Below are 17,652 nucleotides of genomic sequence, written 5' to 3'. Positions count from 1 at the left end.
CAGCCGGTTGCTTGACAGGTGCTCCGGTGCGCGCCACGATGAACGCATGTTCATGAACGTGTGTTCATGAAGAAGGGGCAGGGATGACCGGGATCGTCAACACCGCACAGGCCGAGGCGTGGAACGGGTACGAGGGGGAGCACTGGGCGTCGCATGCCGACCGCTACGACGCGGTGAACAGCGGCTTCAACCGCTACCTGCTCGACCGGGTCGGGGCGGGCGACCGCGTCCTCGACATCGGTTGCGGCAACGGTCAGCTGACGAGACTCGCGGCGGTGCGTGCCAGATCGGCGACCGGCGTCGACCTGTCCGGGCCCATGCTCGCGACCGCCCGGGAGCGCGCGGCGGAAGTGCCGAACGTGACGTTCGAGCAGGGTGACGTGCAGGTGCACCCGTTCGCCGACGGCGGGTTCGACCTGGCGGTCAGCCGGTTCGGGGTGATGTTCTTCGCCGACCCCGTGGCGGCGTTCGCCAACGTCCGGCGGGCCCTGAGCCCCGGCGGGCGCCTGGCGTTCCTGTGCATGACCGCGCTGGCCGGCACGGACCTGGGCCGGGTGTTCGGCGCGATGGCGGCGTACCTGCCCCAGCCGACGGGCCCGGACGGCAGCGGGCCGACGTCGTTCGCGGACCCGGACCGGACGACCGCGGTCCTGACCGAAGCCGGCTTCGCGGACGTGGAGTGCACCCGCGTCGAGGCCGACCAGGTCTGGGGCCGCGACGTCCCCGACGCGGCGCGGTTCATCGGCGACTGGGGCCCGGTCCGCCACCACCTGGGCATGGCCGACGCGGCGACGGCGGCCAAGGCGACCGAAGCGCTGACGGCGGCCCTGCGGCCGTTCGCCGGCCCAGACTCTGTTCGCCTGCGCGGCACGGCGTGGCTGGTCACGGGAAGGAGGTCCTAGGGCAGTGGTCCTACGATGGCGGTGATGTCACCGAGGAAAGCCGCGGCTCAGCGGGACGGGCAGTCCCTGCACGACCTGCTCGTCGAGACCGCCCAGAAGATGATCGCCACGCACGGGACGACCGGCATGACCGTGCGGGAGATCGCCCGCATGGCGGGCGTCGCCGACGGCGTGCTCTACAACCACTTCTCCGACAAGGAGGAGCTGGTGGCCAGGGCCCTGCTGGAGCACGTGCGCGCGACGGAGGCGGAGCTGGGCGAGCTGCCGGTGGCGGGCGAAGGCACCCTCGCGGGGAACCTCCGCCGCCACCTGGAGTTCGGCCTCGCGCTGCACCGGGTGATCGTGCCGGCGTTCAGCGGCCTGGTCGGGCAGCCGAAGGTGCTGCAGCGGTTCGCGGAGATCAGCGAGCGCTCCGGCTACTGGCGCGACCGGCTCCAGGCGTACCTCGAGCAGGAGCGCACCCTCGGCCGGCTGCGCCCGGAGTCCGAAGTGGACGCGGCGGCGGCCATGCTGGTCGGCTACTGCCACGCCTCGGTGATGGCGACGGTCTTCCCGCACACGGGCCCACTGGACCCGCCGCCGGTGGAGTCGATCGTGGCGACCGTCCTCCACGGCATCGCACCCCACGTGGACTGACCGAGCCCCCGGCCGTCCCGCACCCGCGCCACGTCCGTCCATTGTGGAATTCTCGACAACCGGCCCACCATTCGCCAGAGAGAAAGGGAAAGACCGGACGACTCCGGCGCGATACCCTCGCGGTATGGACGACGTCGAGGTCCGCGAACTGCGGTACTTCCGTGCGGTTGCCGAGGAGCTGAACTTCTCGCGCGCCGCCGAACGGCTCGGGATGGCGCAACCACCCCTCTCCCGCGCGATCCGGTTGCTGGAGCGGCGGCTGGGCGTCCAGCTCTTCGAACGCACCAGCCGGCACGTCGAGCTGACACCGGCCGGGAAAGTGCTGCTCACGGAGTCGGCGAAGGCCTTGGACGCGGTCACGACCGCGGTCCGGCGCACGCGGCGGGCGGCGCAGGAGCCGGTGGCGCTCGTCGTCACCGCGAAACCCGGCGTGGCCACCGAACTGCTGCGGCGGATCGCCGACCGGCACCCGGACCCGGTCGAGATCCGGGTCAGCGGCTTCGGCGAGCAGGCGAAGATGCTGCGCGAAGGCCAGGCCGACGTCGCGGTGCTCGGCTGCCCGGGCGACCACGGCGACTTCGACGTCGAGGTGCTGTTCACCGGGCCGCGGGTCGCGGTGCTCCCGGCGCGGCACGAGCTGGCCGACCGGATCGCGCTGACGTGCGCGGACTTCGCCGGCCGGGCGACGCCGTCGTGGCCGGACGCGTCCGCGGTGGACCGCGCGTACTGGTCGGGCCAGGACGTCGCCGGCGGGGCGGTCACGCCGGGGCCGGTGGTGCACGACAGCGCCCAGCTGCTGGAGACGGTCGCGCTCGGCCGGGCGATCGCGCTGCTGCCGGCGTCGGTCGCGGAGTGGCACTCGCGCGCCGACGTCGTCTACCTGCCGGTGCTGGACGCGACACCGTACTCGCTGGCCCTCGCCTGGCCGGCCGGGGCGCGAGACCTGCGGATAGCGCGGTTCGTGGGGACCGCGATCGAGGTCAGCGAAGCACTACCTCGACCGGGAGCTGTCCCGGCGGGGTGACCGACCGGATCACCGGCGGCACTCGGACGTCGTCGGCCTCGAAGGCGATGCGCAGCTGCTCGAGGTCCGCGTCGGCCATCAGCTCGGCCAGCCCGTCCGCGCGGGCGAGCGCGGCCGGGGCGAGCGGCGCGGCGGCGTCGAGGCCGCCCCAGAGGTCCCACAGGATCATCTCGTGCTTGTTCAGCGCGGCGAGGTCGAGCACGAGGTTGTGCCGCGCGTACGGCAAACCGCGCAGGAACGGCACGTCCAGGTCCGGCGACACGACCAGCCGGTCCGCGTCGAGTTCGCCCGACCGGGCCGCGGCCCACGCGTCGGCGCCCACCAGGAATTGGTCGCGCGGCACGTCGGAAAGGTCGAAATCCGCGGGGAAATCCGGCGGAAGCTGCGGTTCGACGAGCCGCCAGCCGACGCCGTCGTGGATTTCGGCGACGACGTGGTCGAGGTACCAGCCCGGCATCAAATAGCTCGCGAATCCGACGCGCGCCCGGGCGGGAATGCCGTGGTGGCGCGCCATCGAAACGAACAGGAGCGTGAAGTCGCGGCAGCAGCCGACGATCCGGTTCGGCACCGATCGCGGTGCGCCGGGCGGGGCGGGGTCGAGTTCTCGCAGGCGCGCGAACATGTCGGCCGCGTACCGCAGGTTGATCTCTTCGCGGCGCGCGGCCGGGAAGCCGTGCTGCGTGATCTCGCCGTTGGCCCAGTAGTGGAACACCAGCTGGGACGCCGCCAGGCGCAGCGCGGCGAGGTCGCGCGGGGCGTCGTCGAGCCAGGACGCCTGCGCTCCCGGGTCGGAAAACCGGCTGTGGCCGACATACCAGTCCATGGCGACGACCTTACGATTTTCAGCCCGCCTGCGCCGCCAGCTCGCCCCTGAAGGTCGTCCGGTAGGCGCTCGGAGCCACCCCGAGCGCGGCCTGGAAGTGCTGGCGCAGGGACGCGGCCGTCCCGAACCCGGCTTCGGCGGCGACGCGGTCGACCGGCAGGTCCGACTCCTCCAGGAGCTGGCGGGCACGCTCGATCCGTTGCTGCGTCAGCCATTGCAGGGCCGAGACGCCGACCTCCTCGCGGAAGCGGCGGGTGAAGGTCCGGGTGCTCATCGCCTCGCGAGCGGCCAGCTCGCGCAGCGTCAGCGGCCGGTGCAGGTTTTCCAGGGCCCACGCCCTTGCCGCCTTCGTCGACGACGTCCGGGGTTCCGGCACCGGCCGCCGGACGAACTGGGCTTGGCCGCCTTCGCGGTGCGGCGACACGACCGTGCCGCGGGCGACTTCGTTGGCGACGGCCGTGCCGTGGTCGCGGCGGATCATGTGCAGCACCAGGTCGATCCCCGACGCGACGCCCGCGGAGGTCAGGACGTTGCCGTCGTCGGTGTAGAGCACGCACGGGTCGACCTCGACCTCGGGGAACCGGTCCCGGAGCTCGTCGGCGGAACGCCAGTGGGTCGTCGCGCGGCGGCCGTCGAGCAGACCGGCCGCGGCGAGCACGAAGGCGCCCGTGCAGATCGACGCGATCCGCGCGTCCCCCGGGATGCGGGCGAGCGCGGCCGCGAGCGGCGGCGTCAGCACGCGCGCCATCGGCTCGTACTCCGCCGAGGACGCCGGGACGATCACGGTGTCGGCCTCCGCGAGCACCTCCGGCCCGCGGTCGACCGGGATGGCGAAGTCGGTGTCGGTGCGCACCGGGCCGGGCTCGAGGGTGCACGTCACGACCTCGTACAGCGGCTCGCCCGACGCCGACCGCGCCTGCCCGAAGAGCCGGTGGACGATGCCCAGCTCCATCACGAGCATGCCGTGCCTGACCAGCACCGCGACGTGGTGGCGGGCGGGGTACGCGAATTCGGCCATGGCTCGATTCTTGCACATGTTGGCTATCAGGCCACTGGATCGAGCCCGCGGCCGGCGTGATCATCGAGTTCATGAACGTGTTGTGGGTTTTCGCGCATCCCGAGCCGCGGTCGCTGAGCGGGGCCCTCCGCGACGACGGGCTGCGGACGCTCCGCGAGCTCGGGCACGATGTCCGGGAGTCGGATCTGTACGCGATGAAGTGGAACCCGGTGGTCGACGCCGCCGACTTCGGCGCCGCGGCGGGCGACGAGCGGCTGGTCGTCGGGGCGACGTCGGCGCGGGCGCACGCGCGGGGCGAGCTGAGCCCGGACATCGTGGCGGAGCAGGAAAAACTCGACTGGGCGGACGCACTCGTCGTGCAGTTCCCGCTGTGGTGGTACGGCATGCCGGCGATCCTGAAGGGCTGGTTCGACCGCGTCTTCGTGAAGGGCTTCGGCTACGGCGTCCGGGCGGAGGACGGCCGCACCCTGCGCTACGGCGAAGGCCGGCTCGCGGGCAAGCGCGCGATGGTGGTACTCACCGCGGGCGCCCGCGAGCCGTCCATGAGCGCCCGCGGGGTGAACGGCGAGCTGGACGAAGTCCTGTTCGCGCTGCACCACGGAACCCTGTTCTACGCGGGGATGTCGGTCCTGCCACCACTGCCGGTCCACGGCGCCGACCGCGTTTCGGACGAGGAGTTCACCGGGGCACGAGCCCGGCTCCGCGAACGCCTCCGCACCCTGGAGACGGCCGAGCCGATCCCGTTCCGCACCCAGAACGGCGGCGACTACGACGAGGACCTGGTGCTGAAGCCGTCCCACGCCCCGGGCGCGACGGGCTTGGGTGTGCACCTGGCCCACCCGAGCTGACACACGAAAGCCCGCTCAGGCCGGCACTGTCAGGCGCTGGCCGAGGCCGCCGTCCACCGGGAGGTCCGCGCCCGTCGTGAACGTCGCTTCGAAGGCCAGGAACAGCACCGCCGCCGCGACCTCGTCGGCCGTTGCGTGCCGCTTCAGGGGTGTCACCTCGTCGCCGGTCGCCTTGAAGGCCTCGAGCACCGAGTCCGGCACTCCGGTGACGCCCATCGTCGGCGTGTCCGTGTATCCCGGGCTGACCACGTTCACCCGGATCCCGCGCGGTGCCAGCTCGGCCGCGTACGACAGCGCGAACGACCGGACCGCCGCCTTCGCCGCCGAGTACGGGCCCATTCCCGCGATGCCCGCGCCGGCCGCCACCGAGGTCGTGAACACGAACGAGCCGCCCGGCCGGACCAGGCCTGCCAGGCGCTGGGCCGTGAAGTAGGCGCCCTTCGCGTTGACGTCGAACGTCCGGTCGTAGACCTCTGGCGTCGTCTCCTGGTACGGCGTCAACGTCGCGAACCCGACGTTGACGAACACCAGGTCCAGCTCGCCCAGCTTCGAGGCCGCGACGCCGAGGGCCTCGATGTCCGGCAGCCGGGAAGCGTCGGACGACAGCAGGTGCGCCTTCCCCGGCAGGCTCATCCCCGAGACGTCCCGGCCGGTGACCAGCACCTCCGCGCCGCCGTCCAGCAGGGCCCGCACCACCGCCAGTCCCATACCGTGCGTGCCGCCCGTGACGACCGCCTTCTTGCCCTCGTACTTCACCGGATCTCCTCGATGACGCTCGCGATCGCGTGCGAGCGGTGGCCCGCCGCCACCGCCCGGTCGAACAACTCCCGCACGGCGGAGGGGACCGACGCGTCGATCCCCTGCGCGCGGCTGGTCTCGACGAGCAGCGCCAGGCCCGCCGCGTTGATGTCCAAAGCGGACACTTCCGTTTCGTAGTTCCCGCTCGCCACCTGCGCGCCGATCCCCGGAAGGAACCCGCCGACCGACGACAGCCACGACCGGGCCATCGGCGTGAACGTCGCGGGCGCGACGCCCTCCGTGCCCACCAGGGCCAGCGCCTGCAGGTAGCCGGCCATCGTCGACCACATGATGCCCAGCAGCGCCAGGTCGTAGAGCGCCGCCAGCCCGGCGTCTTCGCCGAGGAACACGGGCTCGCCCAGCACCGACAGCACGTCACGCTGCGCGTCGAACGCGGAAGCCGAGCCGCTGTACAGAATCCGTGACTGCGCGGTCCCGATGCCCTGCGGCACCGCCATGATGACGCCGTCCAGGTAGCCGACACCGGCCGAAGACGCCCACTCGGCGACCTCACGGGCCTGCGCGGGCGTCCCGGACGTCAGGTTGACCAGCACCTTCGGCGAAACCGCTTCGAGCACCGGCCGCTGAGCGTCGTAGGTGGACAGACAACTGAGCACGACGTCCGCCGAAGCCACTTCCCCGGGCGTGGCCGCGAGCCGCGCGCCGCGGTCGAGCAGCGGGCCCGCCTTGAGCGGCGACCGGTTCCACACCACGACGTCGTGGCCCGCCCCCAGCAGCGCGCCGGCGAGGGCGGCGCCCATCCGCCCCAGGCCGAGCACGCCCACCTGTTTTTTGCTTTCTCCCATGGCGATCATGCTGCGGGGCCGCTTTACGATGGACAAGTACCGACTAATAAGTCAGGTACCCACCAAAACGTAAGGATCCGGCATGCTGGCGCGAACCTACCGCTGCGGACTGGACGCGGCCGTCGACGTGATCGGCGGCCGCTGGAAGGCCCTGATCCTCTGGGCCCTGCACGCCGAGCCGCTGCGGTTCGGCGAACTGAAGCGGAAGGTGGCCGGGATCAGCGAGAAGATGCTGATCCAGGCGCTGCGGGAGCTGGAGGCGGACGAGATCGTGCACCGGAAGGTGTTCCACGAGGTCCCGCCGAAGGTCGAATACTCGCTGACCGAGCTCGGTCAGCGGCTGAACACCGCGTTGCTGCCGCTGGGCGACTGGGGCGAGGAGAACATGACCGGCATCGCGAAGCGCCGGGGCGTCACGCCCGCGCCGCCGCATACTCCTTGAGCGTGATCGCGTTGCCCGCCTTGAGCGGCATCTCCTCGATCACCTTGCGCCACGGCAGGTACGGCAGCAGCTTGTAGTTCAGGTTGCGCATCCGGATCCAGCCGCGCGTGGGCGGGACGAACCACTTGCCGTTGCCCTGCGCCAGTTTCTGGCACGCGTCGACGAAACCGCGCATCCCGGTTTCGTACGCGCGGAACGCGGAGCGGTGGTCGGCGGCGGCCAGCTCCCCGGCCAGCACGTACGCGCCGACGATCGCGAGGCTCGTCCCCATGCCCGAAAGCGGCGCGGCGCAGTACGCGGCGTCGCCGACCAGCGCGACGCGGCCGCGTGAATACGTGTCGAGCACGATCTGGCTGGCCGAGTCGAAGTAGAAGTCCGGCGCCTCGCGCATCGCCTCGAGCAGCGCCGGCGTCTCCCAGCCCACGTCGCCGAACTTCTCCTCGACGATCCGCCGCTGCTGCTCGACGTCGCGGTGGTCGTAGTCGAGCGCATCGGCGCCGAACCAGAACAGCGCCTTCGCCTCGGTGTTGTCCCGCGCGCTGTAGACACCGACGGTGCGGTTCGGCTCGTTGTAGAACCGGCCGGCGTGGTCGAGGCCGAGGTGGTTCGGCACCGTGCAGATCGAGACGTAGTAGCCGAGGTCGCGGCGATACCAGGACTCGTCGCCGAAGACCAGTGAGCGCACGTTCGAGTGCAGCCCGTCGGCGCCGATGACCAGGTCGAACTCCCGCGGCTCGCCGTGTTCGAAGGTCACCGTTACCCCGGCGCCGCGGTCGAGCACGCCGGTGACCGAGTCGCCGAAGACGTACTCGACGTCGTTCTTCGTGGCGTCGTGGAGGATCCGCGACAGGTCGCCCCGCAGGATCTCCAGCTCGCCGCTCTGGACCGTCGAAGGCGTGACGACCAGCGGCCGGTCGTCACCGTCCACATAGGTCACGTCGCCCATGTGGGTCGCGGCCGCTTCGACCTGGCCGAGCAGGCCCATCCGGTCGAGGACGCGCAGGGACGCGCCGCGGAAGTCGACCGCGTAACCGCCGCCGCGCAGTTCGGGTGCGCGTTCGACGACCGTCGGCGTGAAGCCGTGGCGGTGGAGCCAGAAGGCGAGGGCGGGGCCGGCGACGCTCGCGCCGGAGATGAGGACTCGTCGGTTCTTCATGGCGAGAACCGTAACCCCGATTTGGGCGATCGCGCAAGGCGTTCGCCTAAATCGATCGCCTAAGGCATTCGTGCTACTCTCCGGGCATGGGCAACAAGGAAGCACTGCTGGCCGGCGCGAAGCGCTGCTTGAACGAGAAGGGCTACGCCCGCACGACCGTGCGGGACCTGGCCTCGGCGGCGAACGTGAGCATGGCGGCCATCGGCTACCACTTCGGCTCACGGGAGGCACTGCTCAACACCGCGCTGATCGAGGCGAACGAGGAGTGGGGCGAGACGCTGGCGAAGGTGCTGCAGGTCGAGACGCCGGCGAGTGCGTCACCGGCCGAGCGGTTCGAGCTGATCTGGCAGCGCGTGATCGGCTCGTTCGAGGAGCACCGCCGGATGTGGGCGGTGAGCATCGAGGCCTACGCCCAGCCGGACCTCGACCCCGAGGTCCGCACCCAGCTCGCGAACGCCCTCGAGCTCGCCCGCTTCGGCCTGGCGAACCTCTTCCAGGGCCTCGACGACGGCAGCGACACGGCCCGGGCGATCGGCACCGTCCACCAGGCCCTGCTGTCGGGCGTGATGCTCCAGTGGCTGATCGACCCGGACCGCGCACCGTCGGGCGCCGACCTGGTCCGCGGCCTGCGCCTGATCGCGACGGACGTCCTGGACTAGGCGGCCACGAGCGCCCGCGGGAAGAACGTCTCCGCCGCGGCCATCGCGTCGGCGTCCAGGAGCACGTCACCCGGGCGGCTGCCGTTCCCCAACAGCACGCCACCCCAGTTCATGCTCAGGTATTCGGCGCACAGCTCGAGCGTGCCGATCAGCGGCTGGGCCTCGCGCGCGGTCTCGCTCAGGACGCTCACGCCCCACAGCGTCTTGCCGCGCATCTTCGCCTTGAACTCGACCGGCAGGCGCATCCAGCCGGACCAGTAGTCCAGGTACTGCTTCACGCTCGCCGAAACCGAGTACCAGTACACCGGCGACACGATGACGATGTCGGTCGCGGCGAAGGTCGCGTCCATCAGCAGCTGCTCGTTCTCCCCCGGCGCCGGGTGATCGCCGGAGCCGTGGCGGCGGTCTTCGAACGGCGGCAGCGGCAGCTCGGGCAGCCGGAGCCACTGCTGCCCGGCGTCGCGGGGCAGTTCCTTCGCCGCCCGCCGGGCCAGCATTTCCGTGTTCCCGCCGGCCCGCGCCGCGCCGACCAGGAAGAGGAAGTTCCGCGTCATCTCCGAGTCCCCTCAGGTAGTTGCATGTACATATAAATACTGTCCCTGGACTATCCTGGCGTCAAGAGGAGGCGCGGAGATGACCGTCGACGAACTGTCCTGGGGGCGCATGCTCGTGCTGCACGCCCGCATCGAGCAGGAGCTGGGCAAGGCGCTGCAACGGCGGCACGGGCTCGGCCTGTCCGAATACCGCGCGCTCGGCAAGCTGGTCGCGGGCCCGCGCGGCGGCCTGCGGATGCAGGAGCTCGCCGAGGCGATCGGGCTCAACCAGAGCTCGGTCAGCCGGATGTGCGCGCGCCTCGAAGACGCCGGCCTCACCGTCCGCGACCTGTGCGAAGACGACCGCCGCGGCGTCTACTCGGTGGTCACCGACACGGGCCGCAAGCGCTACGCCGAAACCGAGCCGACGTACTGCGCGGTGCTGCGGACCGCGCTCGACAAGGCCGCGGGCGACCCGGCGCTGGCCGCCGCGGTCGCCGCCGTCCGCGGCGCTTGACCCGTATATGCCTCAGTGGTTATATACAGGCATGCCCGCACAGCTGCTGACCGTCGATGACCGCCCCGTCCTGCGGCTGGAACGTCGCCTGAAGCACGCGCCCGAGAAGGTCTGGCAGGCCATCACGGACCCGGCCGAGCTCGAGCACTGGTTCCCCGCGCGGGTGGCCGTCGAGCTGCGCGAGGGCGGCGCGATCCGGTTCACGTTCCCCGGCGAGGACACCTCGACGACCGGCCGGGTCGTCACGGCCGACCCGCCGCGCGAATTCACCTTCGTCTGGAACGACGACACCCTGCGCTGGCTGATCTCGCCCGACGGCGACGGCAGCCTCATCGAGTTCACGCACACCTTCGGCCGCGGCGAACCGGCGATCGCGAAGCTCGCCGCGGGCCGCACGGCCGCGGGCTGGGACGTCTGCCTCGACGCCCTCGGCGCACGCCTGGCCGGCCGGGACTTCGAGCCCCCGAAGGACTGGCACGGGCCGATGGCGTCCTATGTGGACGAGTTCGGCCTCGGCGACGGCGAGGTGCTGCCCGACGGCACCCTCCGCTTCCGCCGCGACCTGGTGTGGAAGCCCGTCGACGAGGTCCGCGCGCTGCTGCCGGACGAACCCGGCTGGCACGTCCAGCAGGATCCCCTGGACGGGACGCGCGTCGAGTTCACCGAGCCCGCGCCCGCCGACGTCGAAGCCGAGCTGGCCAAGCGCCACGAGCAGCTCGACAAGCTGTTCGCCGCCACCCACGGTGTCGACCTGCCGGACTGGACACCGGAGCAGGTCGAGGCCGCGAAGAAGCACTACGCGGAGCGTCCGACCCAGGGTTGACGCGCGGCGCGGACGTCCGCATTACGTTCGGTTCATGCGCATTCGCGTCGTGCTGGACCTGCTGGCCGTGGTCGTCCTGGCCATCGGGTCCGGCGGCAACCTCGCCGCCGGCGCCTGGACGCTGCCGTCGTGGCTGCCCGCGTGGCTCGGCTGGACCATCCTGATCGCGAGCGTCGTGCCGATCGTGCTGCGGCGGTGGTGGCCGCGGCCCGCCTACGTCCTGGCCCTCGTGCTGACCGCGACGGCCGTGCCGATCGGCGGGCCGGTGCTCGCGATCGCCGTCGTCTCGGCCGGGTGCGCGCTCTACACGTTCGTCGTGCAGCGGGGCAGCCGCGCGTCGCGGGTCGGGTTCGCGCTCGGGCTGCTCGGGATCGGCCTGCTCGGGGTCGGGGTGCCGAACCCGAGCACGGCCACCACGGTGAACCTCGGCGCGTCGGCGCTGATCGTCGGGTTCGCGCTCGGCATCGCCGTCCACGGCCGCCGCGAATACGCCGCGATCGAGCGGGAAAACCACGCGCGGGAAGCGGTTTCGGCGGAACGGCTGCGGATCGCGCGCGAGATGCACGACGTCGTCGCGCACAGCATGAGCCTGATCGCGGTCAAGGCGGCGGTCGGCAACCACGTCGCCCTCGACCAGCCGGCGGAAGCGCGGGATGCGTTGCGCGTCATCGAAGACACCAGCCGCGAGACGCTGGCCGAGCTGCGGCGGGTGCTGGGCGTGCTGCGCGACGGCACCGGCGTCCCGGCCCTGGCCCCCGCCCCGACGCTCGACGACCTGCGCGCGCTGGCCGAACGCGCGGAGCTGGCGGGCCCTTCGGTCGTTCTCGCCATCGAGGGCCTCGACGAGTTGCCGGGCGGCATCGGCCAGTCGGTGTACCGGATCGTGCAGGAGGCACTGACCAATGTGGTCAACCACGCGAGCGCGACGACGTGCCGGGTCAGCGTCACGGGCGGCGACGGCGAGGTGAGCATCGAAGTGCGCGACGACGGCCGCGGCGGCGTCGCGACCCCGGGCCACGGCCTGATCGGCATGCGCGAACGCGTCGCGGTCTACGGCGGCGAGTTCTCCGCGGAGCCCGCCGGCAACGGCTTCCGCGTCTTCGCCCGGCTCCCCTACGAAACGGCGGCGGCCCGGTGACGCGCGTGCTGATCGCCGACGACCAGGCGTTGCTGCGCGGCAGCTTCCGCGTGCTGGTCGACAGCGCGCCGGGCTTGGAGGTCGTCGGCGAGGCGTCGGACGGCGTCGAGGCGGTGGCGTTGACGCGGCGCGAGAATCCGGACGTCGTGCTGATGGACGTCCGGATGCCGTCGATGGACGGCATCGAGGCGACGCGCCGGATCTGCGCGTCCTCGGACGTCCGGGTGCTGATGCTGACGACGTTCGACCTGGACGAATACGTGTACGCGGCCTTGCGCGCGGGCGCGAGCGGGTTCCTGCTGAAGGACACCCGCCCGGCGGACCTGCTGTCGGCGATCGAAATCGTGGCTGCGGGCGACGCGTTGTTGGCCCCCTCGGTGACGCGCCGCCTGGTGGCGGAATTCACCCGGCTCCCGACGGGCCCGGTGAAGCGCCTGGACGGCGTGACGGCACGCGAGCAGGAGGTCCTGGCTTTGATCGCGCGAGGGCTGTCGAACGACGAGATCGCCGCCCGGCTGCACGTCGGAATCGCCACGGTGAAGACCCACATCGGCAGACTGCTGCACAAACTCGCGGCCCGCGACCGAGCCCAGCTGGTGATCGCGGCGTACGAGTCGGGGCTGGTCCGGCCCGCTCCGCACTAAATCGGCCATCCGAGTGACAGGCGTAACCGCGCTCAGATCGAGTGCGACTTTCCGGCACACGAGATGCTTTCGAGGTGCTGGACCATGAACGACAATCTTCCGAACAGCAAGACCCTGCAGGCTTACATCGCCAAGACGTACTTCGCATTGCGGTGGGCAATGGCCTTGATCGCCCTCCTCTTGCCCCTTTTCCTGCTCCTTGTCGGCAACCTGACGATCTCCGGGCCGCAACCGGACTCGATCAGCGGCTACTACCACTCGCCCCTGCGCGACGTGCTCGTCGGCGCGCTCATCACGACCGGGACCTTTCTGTTCCTGTACAAGATTTTCAAACGGGCCGAGAACCTGTTGCTGAACGTCGCCGGCCTGGCCGCGATCGGCGTCGCCTTGCTGCCGTGCGCCGTCGCCAAGGGGACGACCGGGTATGCGTCCGATTTCACCTTCCCGCTGGGCCACGGGATCTGCGCCTTCGTCACCTTTGCCTGCATGGGCGTGGTCGCCTTCCATTACGCGGGCAACACCGTCGGAATGGTCACCGATGCGAACAAGCAAAAAATCCTGCGCGTCGCCTACCGCGTGATCGGTCTCGCGATGATCGCTCTCCCCCTGCTGGTGGCCATCCTCGACTGGCTGAACTTCGTTTCCCTGTTCTGGGTCGAGACCGCCGCGTTGTGGGTGTTCGGCATCTACTGGCTCGTGAAGACCTACGAGTTCAGTTTGACGGAACTGGAGACGAAGGCCGTCCAGGGAACGATCTCGCGGCCGCCGAGCGAACCGGTCAGCCCACCGCCCGCGTGAACGGGGCGAACCGCATCGAGGCGTCGCCCGGCAATGCGCGGCCCTCCAGGACCAGCCGTGGTGCCGGGGGACCCGGGACGAGGCCCCGCTCGCGAACCCACCCGGTGAGCGACGGGAACCGGAAGTCCGGGTCCACCCGCACCTCGCCGGTCGCCGAGCGCGCGACCCCGCGGATCACGGCCTTCGCCGCGGCCTCCGACTCCGCGACCACCGGGCCGATCACCGTCACGTGGCCGATGTCCGCTCCGAACGCGAAGCCGCCGGCCACCGCGAACGGCGTGCCGAGCCGTTCCAGCAGCGGCCGCCGGTCCACGCCCTGGGCCCGGCGGTCCAGTTCGAGCGCCGAGGACAACGACCCCGGCGCGGCACCCGGCCCGCCGTCGTCGGCGAACTTTCCCGTGTGGCCCTGGCACCCGCCGTCGGCCGCGAAGCCCATCGACTCGTAGAGTGGGCGGCCGAACTTCGACGCGTGGAGAAAGACCACCCGGTCGCCCGCCGCCGCCACGGCGTGCTCCGTGATCGCGCGGCCCAGGCCCCGGCGCTCGAACCGCGGCGCGACCAGCACCATCGAGATCGACGCCAGCGTCCCGAACGACACCAGCGCCGCGCAGGCCGCCAGCCCCGCGCCGTCCGGGGCGTCCACTCCGAACACCTGCCCGACCTCGTGCAGCAGCCGCCACTTCGGCGGCTCGCGCGGCCATGACCGGGATTCGGCCAGGTCGGCGCAGGCGGGCAGGTCGGCGGCAGCCAGCGTCCGGATCTTCATGGACGTTGCCTACGCCACACGCGAAGTGACCGACAAGTAGTTAAGCTCCCGGGAATGAGCAGTGCGACGGAGCCGCTCGGGACGCCGCCCGAGGACGAACCGGACATTCACACCACGGCCGGCAAGCTCGCCGACCTCTATCGCCGCTACGACGAGGCGGTGCACGCGGGCTCGGCCCGCGCCGTGGAGAAACAGCACGCCAAGGGCAAGAAGACCGCGCGTGAGCGGATCGAGCTGCTGCTCGACGAGAACTCGTTCGTGGAGCTCGACGAGCTGGCGCGGCACCGCTCGACCAACTTCGGCCAGGAGAAGAACCGCCCCTACGGCGACGGCGTCGTGACCGGTTACGGCACCGTCGACGGCCGCCCGGTGTGCGTGTTCAGCCAGGACGTGACCGTCTTCGGCGGCAGCCTCGGCGAGGTCTACGGCGAGAAGATCGTCAAGGTCATGGACCTGGCGATCAAGACCGGCCGCCCGATCATCGGCATCAACGAAGGCGGCGGCGCGCGCATCCAGGAGGGCGTCGTCTCGCTCGGCCTCTACGGCGAGATCTTCAACCGCAACGTCAAGGCGTCCGGCGTGATCCCGCAGATCTCGCTGATCATGGGCGCGAACGCGGGCGGCCACGTCTACTCCCCCGCCCTCACCGACTTCGTCGTGATGGTCGACGAGACCTCGCAGATGTTCATCACCGGCCCGGACGTCGTCAAGACGGTCACCGGCGAGGACGTCACCTTCGAGGAGCTCGGCGGCGGCCGCACGCACAACACGAAGTCCGGCGTCGCGCACTACCTCGGTTCCGACGACGAAGACGCGATCGCCTACGTCAAGGAACTGCTCTCCTACCTGCCGCAGAACAACCTGTCGGACGCGCCGGTGTTCGAGCCGTCGGACGCCCCGGCCGGGTTCTTCGACGATGTCACCGACTCCGACCGCGAGCTCGACACGCTCATCCCGGACTCGCCGAACACGCCGTACGACATGCACGAGGTCATCAACCGCGTGGTCGACGACGGCGAGTTTCTCGAGGTCCACGAGCTGTTCGCGCCGAACATCATCGTCGGCTTCGGCCGCGTCGACGGCCAGAGCGTCGGCGTCGTCGCGAACCAGCCGACGCAGTTCGCCGGCTGCCTCGACATCGACGCCTCCGAGAAGGCCGCCCGGTTCGTCCGCACCTGCGACGCGTTCAACATCCCGGTGCTCACCTTCGTCGACGTCCCGGGCTTCCTCCCGGGCACCGACCAGGAGTGGAACGGCATCATCCGCCGCGGCGCGAAGCTGATCTACGCCTACGCGGAGGCGACCGTCCCGCTGGTCACGATCATCACGCGCAAGGCCTACGGCGGCGCGTACGACGTCATGGGCTCCAAGCACCTCGGCGCCGACATCAACCTCGCCTGGCCGACCGCGCAGGTCGCGGTGATGGGTGCCCAGGGCGCGGCGAACATCGTCCACCGCAAGACGCTGGCCAACGCGGCCAACGAGGGCCGCGACGTGGACGCGCTGCGCGCCGAGCTGATCCAGGAGTACGAGGACACGCTGCTCAACCCGTACGCGGCGGCCGAACGCGGTTACGTCGACTCCGTCATCGTGCCGGCGCACACCCGCGGCCACGTCGCGCGCGCGTTGTCGCTGCTGCGCAACAAGCGCGAGTCGCTGCCGCCCAAGAAGCACGGGAACATCCCGCTGTGAGCAGCGACGAGAAGCCCCTGCTGCGGGTGGTCCGCGGAAACCCGAGCGACGCCGAGCTGGCGGCGCTGACGGCGGTCGTCGCCGCGGCGTCGGCAGCGAAGGCGCCGGAGAAGCCGAAGCCGCGTACGTCGTGGTGGGGCGATCACGCTGCTTCGCTGCGTAGACCGCTCCACCCCGGCGAAGGTGCTTGGCGCGCTTCAGGCTTCCCCAGCTAGCTCACCGTGACGGCGGTGTCGTCGACGACGAAGGACGTCTGCAGCTGTGAGCCCTCTACGCCGCTGAAGCTGAGCGTCACGGACTGGCCCGCGTACGAGGACAACGAGAAGCTTCGCTGCTGATACCCGCTGGCCGCGTTGAGGTTGCTGTACGTCGCCAACGTCGTGCTGCCCGCCTTGACCGTCAGCTTGTCGTAGGCGGTCGTGCCTGTCTCGGCCGTGTCGACGTGCAGCCAGAACGAGAACGTGTACGCCGAACACCCGCTCGGCAGCGTCACCGTCTGGCTGACGGTGTCCGTGTGCGCCGAGCCGTAGCCGTCCAGCCACGCGCTCCACGTCCCGGTGCGGGCGGGTTCGCTGGTGCCGTGCTGGCCGATCACGCTCGCCGAAGCCGTCCAGGCCGTCGCGCCCGACTCGAAGCCCGGATTGGCGAGCAGTTGTCCGGCGGTGCAGGTGCCCGGGGGCGGCGGCGGGGTGGTCGTGCCGCCGCCGGCGAGCCATGCCGTCGCGTTCAGGCCGAGCGCCGCGTTGTCGGCCGTCGGGTCCGTCCAGCCGTTGTAGAGCGTGTTGCCGGACTGGCCGGTGCCGTCGTCGATGGTCGAGCTGTCCCCCCAGATCGCGACGCGGCCGGAGCCGAACGTGCTGGTCACGAAGAAGGCGTTGGAATTCCCCGGCGACGACGTGCTGAGGTACGCGAGCCCCTTGACGTTCGCGTTGTCCGCCGGCTTGAGGGTGAACGTCGTGCCGTTGGCGATCAGGCTGTGCTTGACCGTGCCGAAAGGACCGTTGAGCACGGGGTTCGTGCTGTCGCTGATGGCCACCGGGTGGTCGCTGGAGATGTTCTTGAGATCGACCGAGAAGCCGAACGGGTCGGTGTTGTCGACGCCGTTGTTCGTCATCAGGTCGTTGATGATCGCCGGGGAGTCCCAGCCGTCGTTGTTGCGGTCGCTGCCGGTGTGGTCGGAGATGAGGAACAGCCCGCCGCCGTTCTGGACGAACCGCATGACGGCGGACTTTTCGGCCGCGCTCAGCACGACGTTCGGTTCGGGCAGCACGAATTCGTCGAAGTTCTGGAGGTCGAGCGCGCCACCGGTGCCGTAGGTGATGGTGTTGCCGGCGGGCAGCGTCTTGAGGCTGTACTGCCCGGTCTTCTGCAGCGCGACACCCCACGCCGAGAGCGCGCCGGTCCAGTCGGTTTCCTTCTGCGGCGCGGAGTTCTGCGCCGTCGGGTCGGGCTGCGAGGTGCCGATGATCCAGTCGGCGTTGCCCGCGGTCTCGGCCTTGGTGTTGTCGAACAGGACGCGGTGCACGGCGGCGGCGTGTGCGGGAGCGGCGGCCAATCCGGCGAAAAGGACAGCGGCGGCGAACGGGATGAGGCGCTTCATGGTGCTCCTCGGGCAGGGAACCTGGTGCT

The 17,652-nt window shown here is 70.8% G+C and carries 21 protein-coding genes; 13 read left to right on the top strand and 8 right to left on the bottom strand.

What is annotated here, in order from left to right; all coding sequences use genetic code 11:
* Window positions 1-83 precede the first annotated feature (83 nt).
* The 3 genes from ACYVLJ_RS28665 (at window position 84) to ACYVLJ_RS28655 (ending at window position 2,562) form a co-directional block, all read left to right on the top strand.
* Window positions 84-902 (top strand): class I SAM-dependent methyltransferase, encoded by an 819-nt coding sequence (locus ACYVLJ_RS28665; RefSeq protein ID WP_451977492.1) that lies wholly within the window; start codon window positions 84-86, stop codon window positions 900-902.
* Between the two features lie 15 nt (window positions 903-917).
* Window positions 918-1,538: a TetR/AcrR family transcriptional regulator gene (locus tag ACYVLJ_RS28660; RefSeq protein ID WP_451977495.1), complete on the top strand. Its 621-nt coding sequence runs from the start codon at window positions 918-920 to the stop codon at window positions 1,536-1,538.
* Window positions 1,539-1,662: 124 nt separating this feature from the next.
* Window positions 1,663-2,562: a LysR family transcriptional regulator gene (locus tag ACYVLJ_RS28655; protein WP_460440994.1), complete on the top strand. Its 900-nt coding sequence runs from the start codon at window positions 1,663-1,665 to the stop codon at window positions 2,560-2,562.
* On the opposite strand, the gene ACYVLJ_RS28650 is transcribed toward ACYVLJ_RS28655, so the two are convergent.
* Complete coding sequence (locus ACYVLJ_RS28650) at window positions 2,519-3,385, bottom strand: transglutaminase-like domain-containing protein (protein WP_460440993.1); 867 nt, start codon at window positions 3,383-3,385, stop codon at window positions 2,519-2,521. The genes ACYVLJ_RS28655 and ACYVLJ_RS28650 overlap by 44 nt on opposite strands.
* Before the next feature lie 19 nt (window positions 3,386-3,404).
* Window positions 3,405-4,403, bottom strand: coding sequence for a GlxA family transcriptional regulator (locus ACYVLJ_RS28645; protein WP_460440992.1), 999 nt, complete (start codon window positions 4,401-4,403; stop codon window positions 3,405-3,407).
* 71 nt (window positions 4,404-4,474) lie between these two features.
* On the opposite strand from ACYVLJ_RS28645, the gene ACYVLJ_RS28640 reads away from it, so the two are divergent.
* On the top strand, window positions 4,475-5,251 hold the full coding sequence (locus ACYVLJ_RS28640; protein WP_460440991.1) for an NAD(P)H-dependent oxidoreductase: 777 nt from the start codon (window positions 4,475-4,477) through the stop codon (window positions 5,249-5,251).
* Between the two features lie 15 nt (window positions 5,252-5,266).
* On the opposite strand, the gene ACYVLJ_RS28635 is transcribed toward ACYVLJ_RS28640, so the two are convergent.
* The gene (locus ACYVLJ_RS28635; RefSeq protein ID WP_460440990.1) at window positions 5,267-6,007 is read right to left on the bottom strand and encodes an SDR family NAD(P)-dependent oxidoreductase; all 741 of its coding nucleotides are present in this window, start codon (window positions 6,005-6,007) and stop codon (window positions 5,267-5,269) included.
* Complete coding sequence (locus ACYVLJ_RS28630; protein ID WP_460440989.1) at window positions 6,004-6,855, bottom strand: NAD(P)-dependent oxidoreductase; 852 nt, start codon at window positions 6,853-6,855, stop codon at window positions 6,004-6,006. The genes ACYVLJ_RS28635 and ACYVLJ_RS28630 overlap by 4 nt, the downstream gene beginning before the upstream one ends.
* A gap of 82 nt (window positions 6,856-6,937) precedes the next feature.
* On the opposite strand from ACYVLJ_RS28630, the gene ACYVLJ_RS28625 reads away from it, so the two are divergent.
* Window positions 6,938-7,297 carry a winged helix-turn-helix transcriptional regulator gene (locus tag ACYVLJ_RS28625; protein WP_451977515.1) on the top strand — a complete coding sequence of 120 codons (360 nt, stop codon included), beginning with the start codon at window positions 6,938-6,940 and terminating at the stop codon, window positions 7,295-7,297.
* On the opposite strand, the gene ACYVLJ_RS28620 is transcribed toward ACYVLJ_RS28625, so the two are convergent.
* The gene (locus ACYVLJ_RS28620) at window positions 7,269-8,453 is read right to left on the bottom strand and encodes a Rossmann-fold NAD(P)-binding domain-containing protein (protein WP_460440988.1); all 1,185 of its coding nucleotides are present in this window, start codon (window positions 8,451-8,453) and stop codon (window positions 7,269-7,271) included. The genes ACYVLJ_RS28625 and ACYVLJ_RS28620 overlap by 29 nt on opposite strands.
* An 86-nt stretch (window positions 8,454-8,539) precedes the next feature.
* On the opposite strand from ACYVLJ_RS28620, the gene ACYVLJ_RS28615 reads away from it, so the two are divergent.
* Entirely contained in the window at window positions 8,540-9,112 is a 573-nt protein-coding gene (locus ACYVLJ_RS28615; protein WP_460440987.1) for a TetR/AcrR family transcriptional regulator, read from the top strand.
* On the opposite strand, the gene ACYVLJ_RS28610 is transcribed toward ACYVLJ_RS28615, so the two are convergent.
* Window positions 9,109-9,666, bottom strand: coding sequence for an NADPH-dependent FMN reductase family protein (locus ACYVLJ_RS28610; protein WP_460440986.1), 558 nt, complete (start codon window positions 9,664-9,666; stop codon window positions 9,109-9,111). The genes ACYVLJ_RS28615 and ACYVLJ_RS28610 overlap by 4 nt on opposite strands.
* Before the next feature lie 79 nt (window positions 9,667-9,745).
* Between ACYVLJ_RS28610 and ACYVLJ_RS28605 the strand changes: the two genes are divergently transcribed.
* The 5 genes from ACYVLJ_RS28605 to ACYVLJ_RS28585 all read left to right on the top strand — a co-directional run bounded on the left by ACYVLJ_RS28605 (window position 9,746) and on the right by ACYVLJ_RS28585 (window position 13,565).
* Window positions 9,746-10,162, top strand: coding sequence for a MarR family winged helix-turn-helix transcriptional regulator (locus tag ACYVLJ_RS28605; protein WP_460440985.1), 417 nt, complete (start codon window positions 9,746-9,748; stop codon window positions 10,160-10,162).
* Between the two features lie 31 nt (window positions 10,163-10,193).
* The gene (locus ACYVLJ_RS28600; RefSeq protein WP_460440984.1) at window positions 10,194-10,985 is read left to right on the top strand and encodes an SRPBCC family protein; all 792 of its coding nucleotides are present in this window, start codon (window positions 10,194-10,196) and stop codon (window positions 10,983-10,985) included.
* A 34-nt stretch (window positions 10,986-11,019) separates the two neighbouring features.
* Entirely contained in the window at window positions 11,020-12,123 is a 1,104-nt protein-coding gene (locus ACYVLJ_RS28595; RefSeq protein WP_460440983.1) for a sensor histidine kinase, read from the top strand.
* Window positions 12,120-12,767: a transcriptional regulator gene (locus tag ACYVLJ_RS28590; protein WP_460440982.1), complete on the top strand. Its 648-nt coding sequence runs from the start codon at window positions 12,120-12,122 to the stop codon at window positions 12,765-12,767. Before ACYVLJ_RS28595 ends, ACYVLJ_RS28590 begins: the two co-directional genes overlap by 4 nt.
* Before the next feature lie 84 nt (window positions 12,768-12,851).
* Window positions 12,852-13,565, top strand: coding sequence for a hypothetical protein (locus ACYVLJ_RS28585; protein WP_460440981.1), 714 nt, complete (start codon window positions 12,852-12,854; stop codon window positions 13,563-13,565).
* Here the strand turns inward: ACYVLJ_RS28585 and ACYVLJ_RS28580 are convergent.
* Window positions 13,546-14,331: a GNAT family N-acetyltransferase gene (locus ACYVLJ_RS28580; RefSeq protein ID WP_460440980.1), complete on the bottom strand. Its 786-nt coding sequence runs from the start codon at window positions 14,329-14,331 to the stop codon at window positions 13,546-13,548. The two genes, ACYVLJ_RS28585 and ACYVLJ_RS28580, sit on opposite strands and share 20 nt — an antisense overlap.
* Window positions 14,332-14,385: 54 nt before the next feature.
* Between ACYVLJ_RS28580 and ACYVLJ_RS28575 the strand changes: the two genes are divergently transcribed.
* Window positions 14,386-16,023, top strand: a complete 1,638-nt coding sequence (locus ACYVLJ_RS28575) for an acyl-CoA carboxylase subunit beta (RefSeq protein ID WP_451977538.1) — start codon at window positions 14,386-14,388, stop codon at window positions 16,021-16,023.
* Window positions 16,020-16,238, top strand: a complete 219-nt coding sequence (locus ACYVLJ_RS28570; RefSeq protein WP_451977540.1) for an acyl-CoA carboxylase subunit epsilon — start codon at window positions 16,020-16,022, stop codon at window positions 16,236-16,238. Before ACYVLJ_RS28575 ends, ACYVLJ_RS28570 begins: the two co-directional genes overlap by 4 nt.
* Here the strand turns inward: ACYVLJ_RS28570 and ACYVLJ_RS28565 are convergent.
* The gene (locus tag ACYVLJ_RS28565; RefSeq protein ID WP_460440979.1) at window positions 16,235-17,623 is read right to left on the bottom strand and encodes a hypothetical protein; all 1,389 of its coding nucleotides are present in this window, start codon (window positions 17,621-17,623) and stop codon (window positions 16,235-16,237) included. The two genes, ACYVLJ_RS28570 and ACYVLJ_RS28565, sit on opposite strands and share 4 nt — an antisense overlap.
* Window positions 17,624-17,652 lie beyond the last annotated feature (29 nt).

Source organism: Amycolatopsis stemonae, from assembly GCF_054781455.1.
The sequence above is the reverse complement of the archived record's forward strand: the minus strand, read 5'-3'. Positions and strand labels throughout refer to the sequence as shown.

Excerpts from the sequence above, each read along its gene's own strand:
- ACYVLJ_RS28665 (WP_451977492.1), top strand. The coding sequence starts at position 84 with ATGACCGGGATCGTCAACACCGCACAGGCCGAGGCGTGGAACGGGTAC.
- ACYVLJ_RS28660 (WP_451977495.1), top strand. The coding sequence starts at position 918 with ATGGCGGTGATGTCACCGAGGAAAGCCGCGGCTCAGCGGGACGGGCAG.
- ACYVLJ_RS28655 (WP_460440994.1), top strand. The coding sequence starts at position 1,663 with ATGGACGACGTCGAGGTCCGCGAACTGCGGTACTTCCGTGCGGTTGCC.
- ACYVLJ_RS28650 (WP_460440993.1), bottom strand. The coding sequence starts at position 3,385 with ATGGACTGGTATGTCGGCCACAGCCGGTTTTCCGACCCGGGAGCGCAG.
- ACYVLJ_RS28645 (WP_460440992.1), bottom strand. The coding sequence starts at position 4,403 with ATGGCCGAATTCGCGTACCCCGCCCGCCACCACGTCGCGGTGCTGGTC.
- ACYVLJ_RS28640 (WP_460440991.1), top strand. The coding sequence starts at position 4,475 with ATGAACGTGTTGTGGGTTTTCGCGCATCCCGAGCCGCGGTCGCTGAGC.
- ACYVLJ_RS28630 (WP_460440989.1), bottom strand. The coding sequence starts at position 6,855 with ATGGGAGAAAGCAAAAAACAGGTGGGCGTGCTCGGCCTGGGGCGGATG.
- ACYVLJ_RS28625 (WP_451977515.1), top strand. The coding sequence starts at position 6,938 with ATGCTGGCGCGAACCTACCGCTGCGGACTGGACGCGGCCGTCGACGTG.
- ACYVLJ_RS28620 (WP_460440988.1), bottom strand. The coding sequence starts at position 8,453 with ATGAAGAACCGACGAGTCCTCATCTCCGGCGCGAGCGTCGCCGGCCCC.
- ACYVLJ_RS28615 (WP_460440987.1), top strand. The coding sequence starts at position 8,540 with ATGGGCAACAAGGAAGCACTGCTGGCCGGCGCGAAGCGCTGCTTGAAC.
- ACYVLJ_RS28610 (WP_460440986.1), bottom strand. The coding sequence starts at position 9,666 with ATGACGCGGAACTTCCTCTTCCTGGTCGGCGCGGCGCGGGCCGGCGGG.
- ACYVLJ_RS28605 (WP_460440985.1), top strand. The coding sequence starts at position 9,746 with ATGACCGTCGACGAACTGTCCTGGGGGCGCATGCTCGTGCTGCACGCC.
- ACYVLJ_RS28600 (WP_460440984.1), top strand. The coding sequence starts at position 10,194 with ATGCCCGCACAGCTGCTGACCGTCGATGACCGCCCCGTCCTGCGGCTG.
- ACYVLJ_RS28595 (WP_460440983.1), top strand. The coding sequence starts at position 11,020 with ATGCGCATTCGCGTCGTGCTGGACCTGCTGGCCGTGGTCGTCCTGGCC.
- ACYVLJ_RS28585 (WP_460440981.1), top strand. The coding sequence starts at position 12,852 with ATGAACGACAATCTTCCGAACAGCAAGACCCTGCAGGCTTACATCGCC.
- ACYVLJ_RS28580 (WP_460440980.1), bottom strand. The coding sequence starts at position 14,331 with ATGAAGATCCGGACGCTGGCTGCCGCCGACCTGCCCGCCTGCGCCGAC.
- ACYVLJ_RS28575 (WP_451977538.1), top strand. The coding sequence starts at position 14,386 with ATGAGCAGTGCGACGGAGCCGCTCGGGACGCCGCCCGAGGACGAACCG.
- ACYVLJ_RS28565 (WP_460440979.1), bottom strand. The coding sequence starts at position 17,623 with ATGAAGCGCCTCATCCCGTTCGCCGCCGCTGTCCTTTTCGCCGGATTG.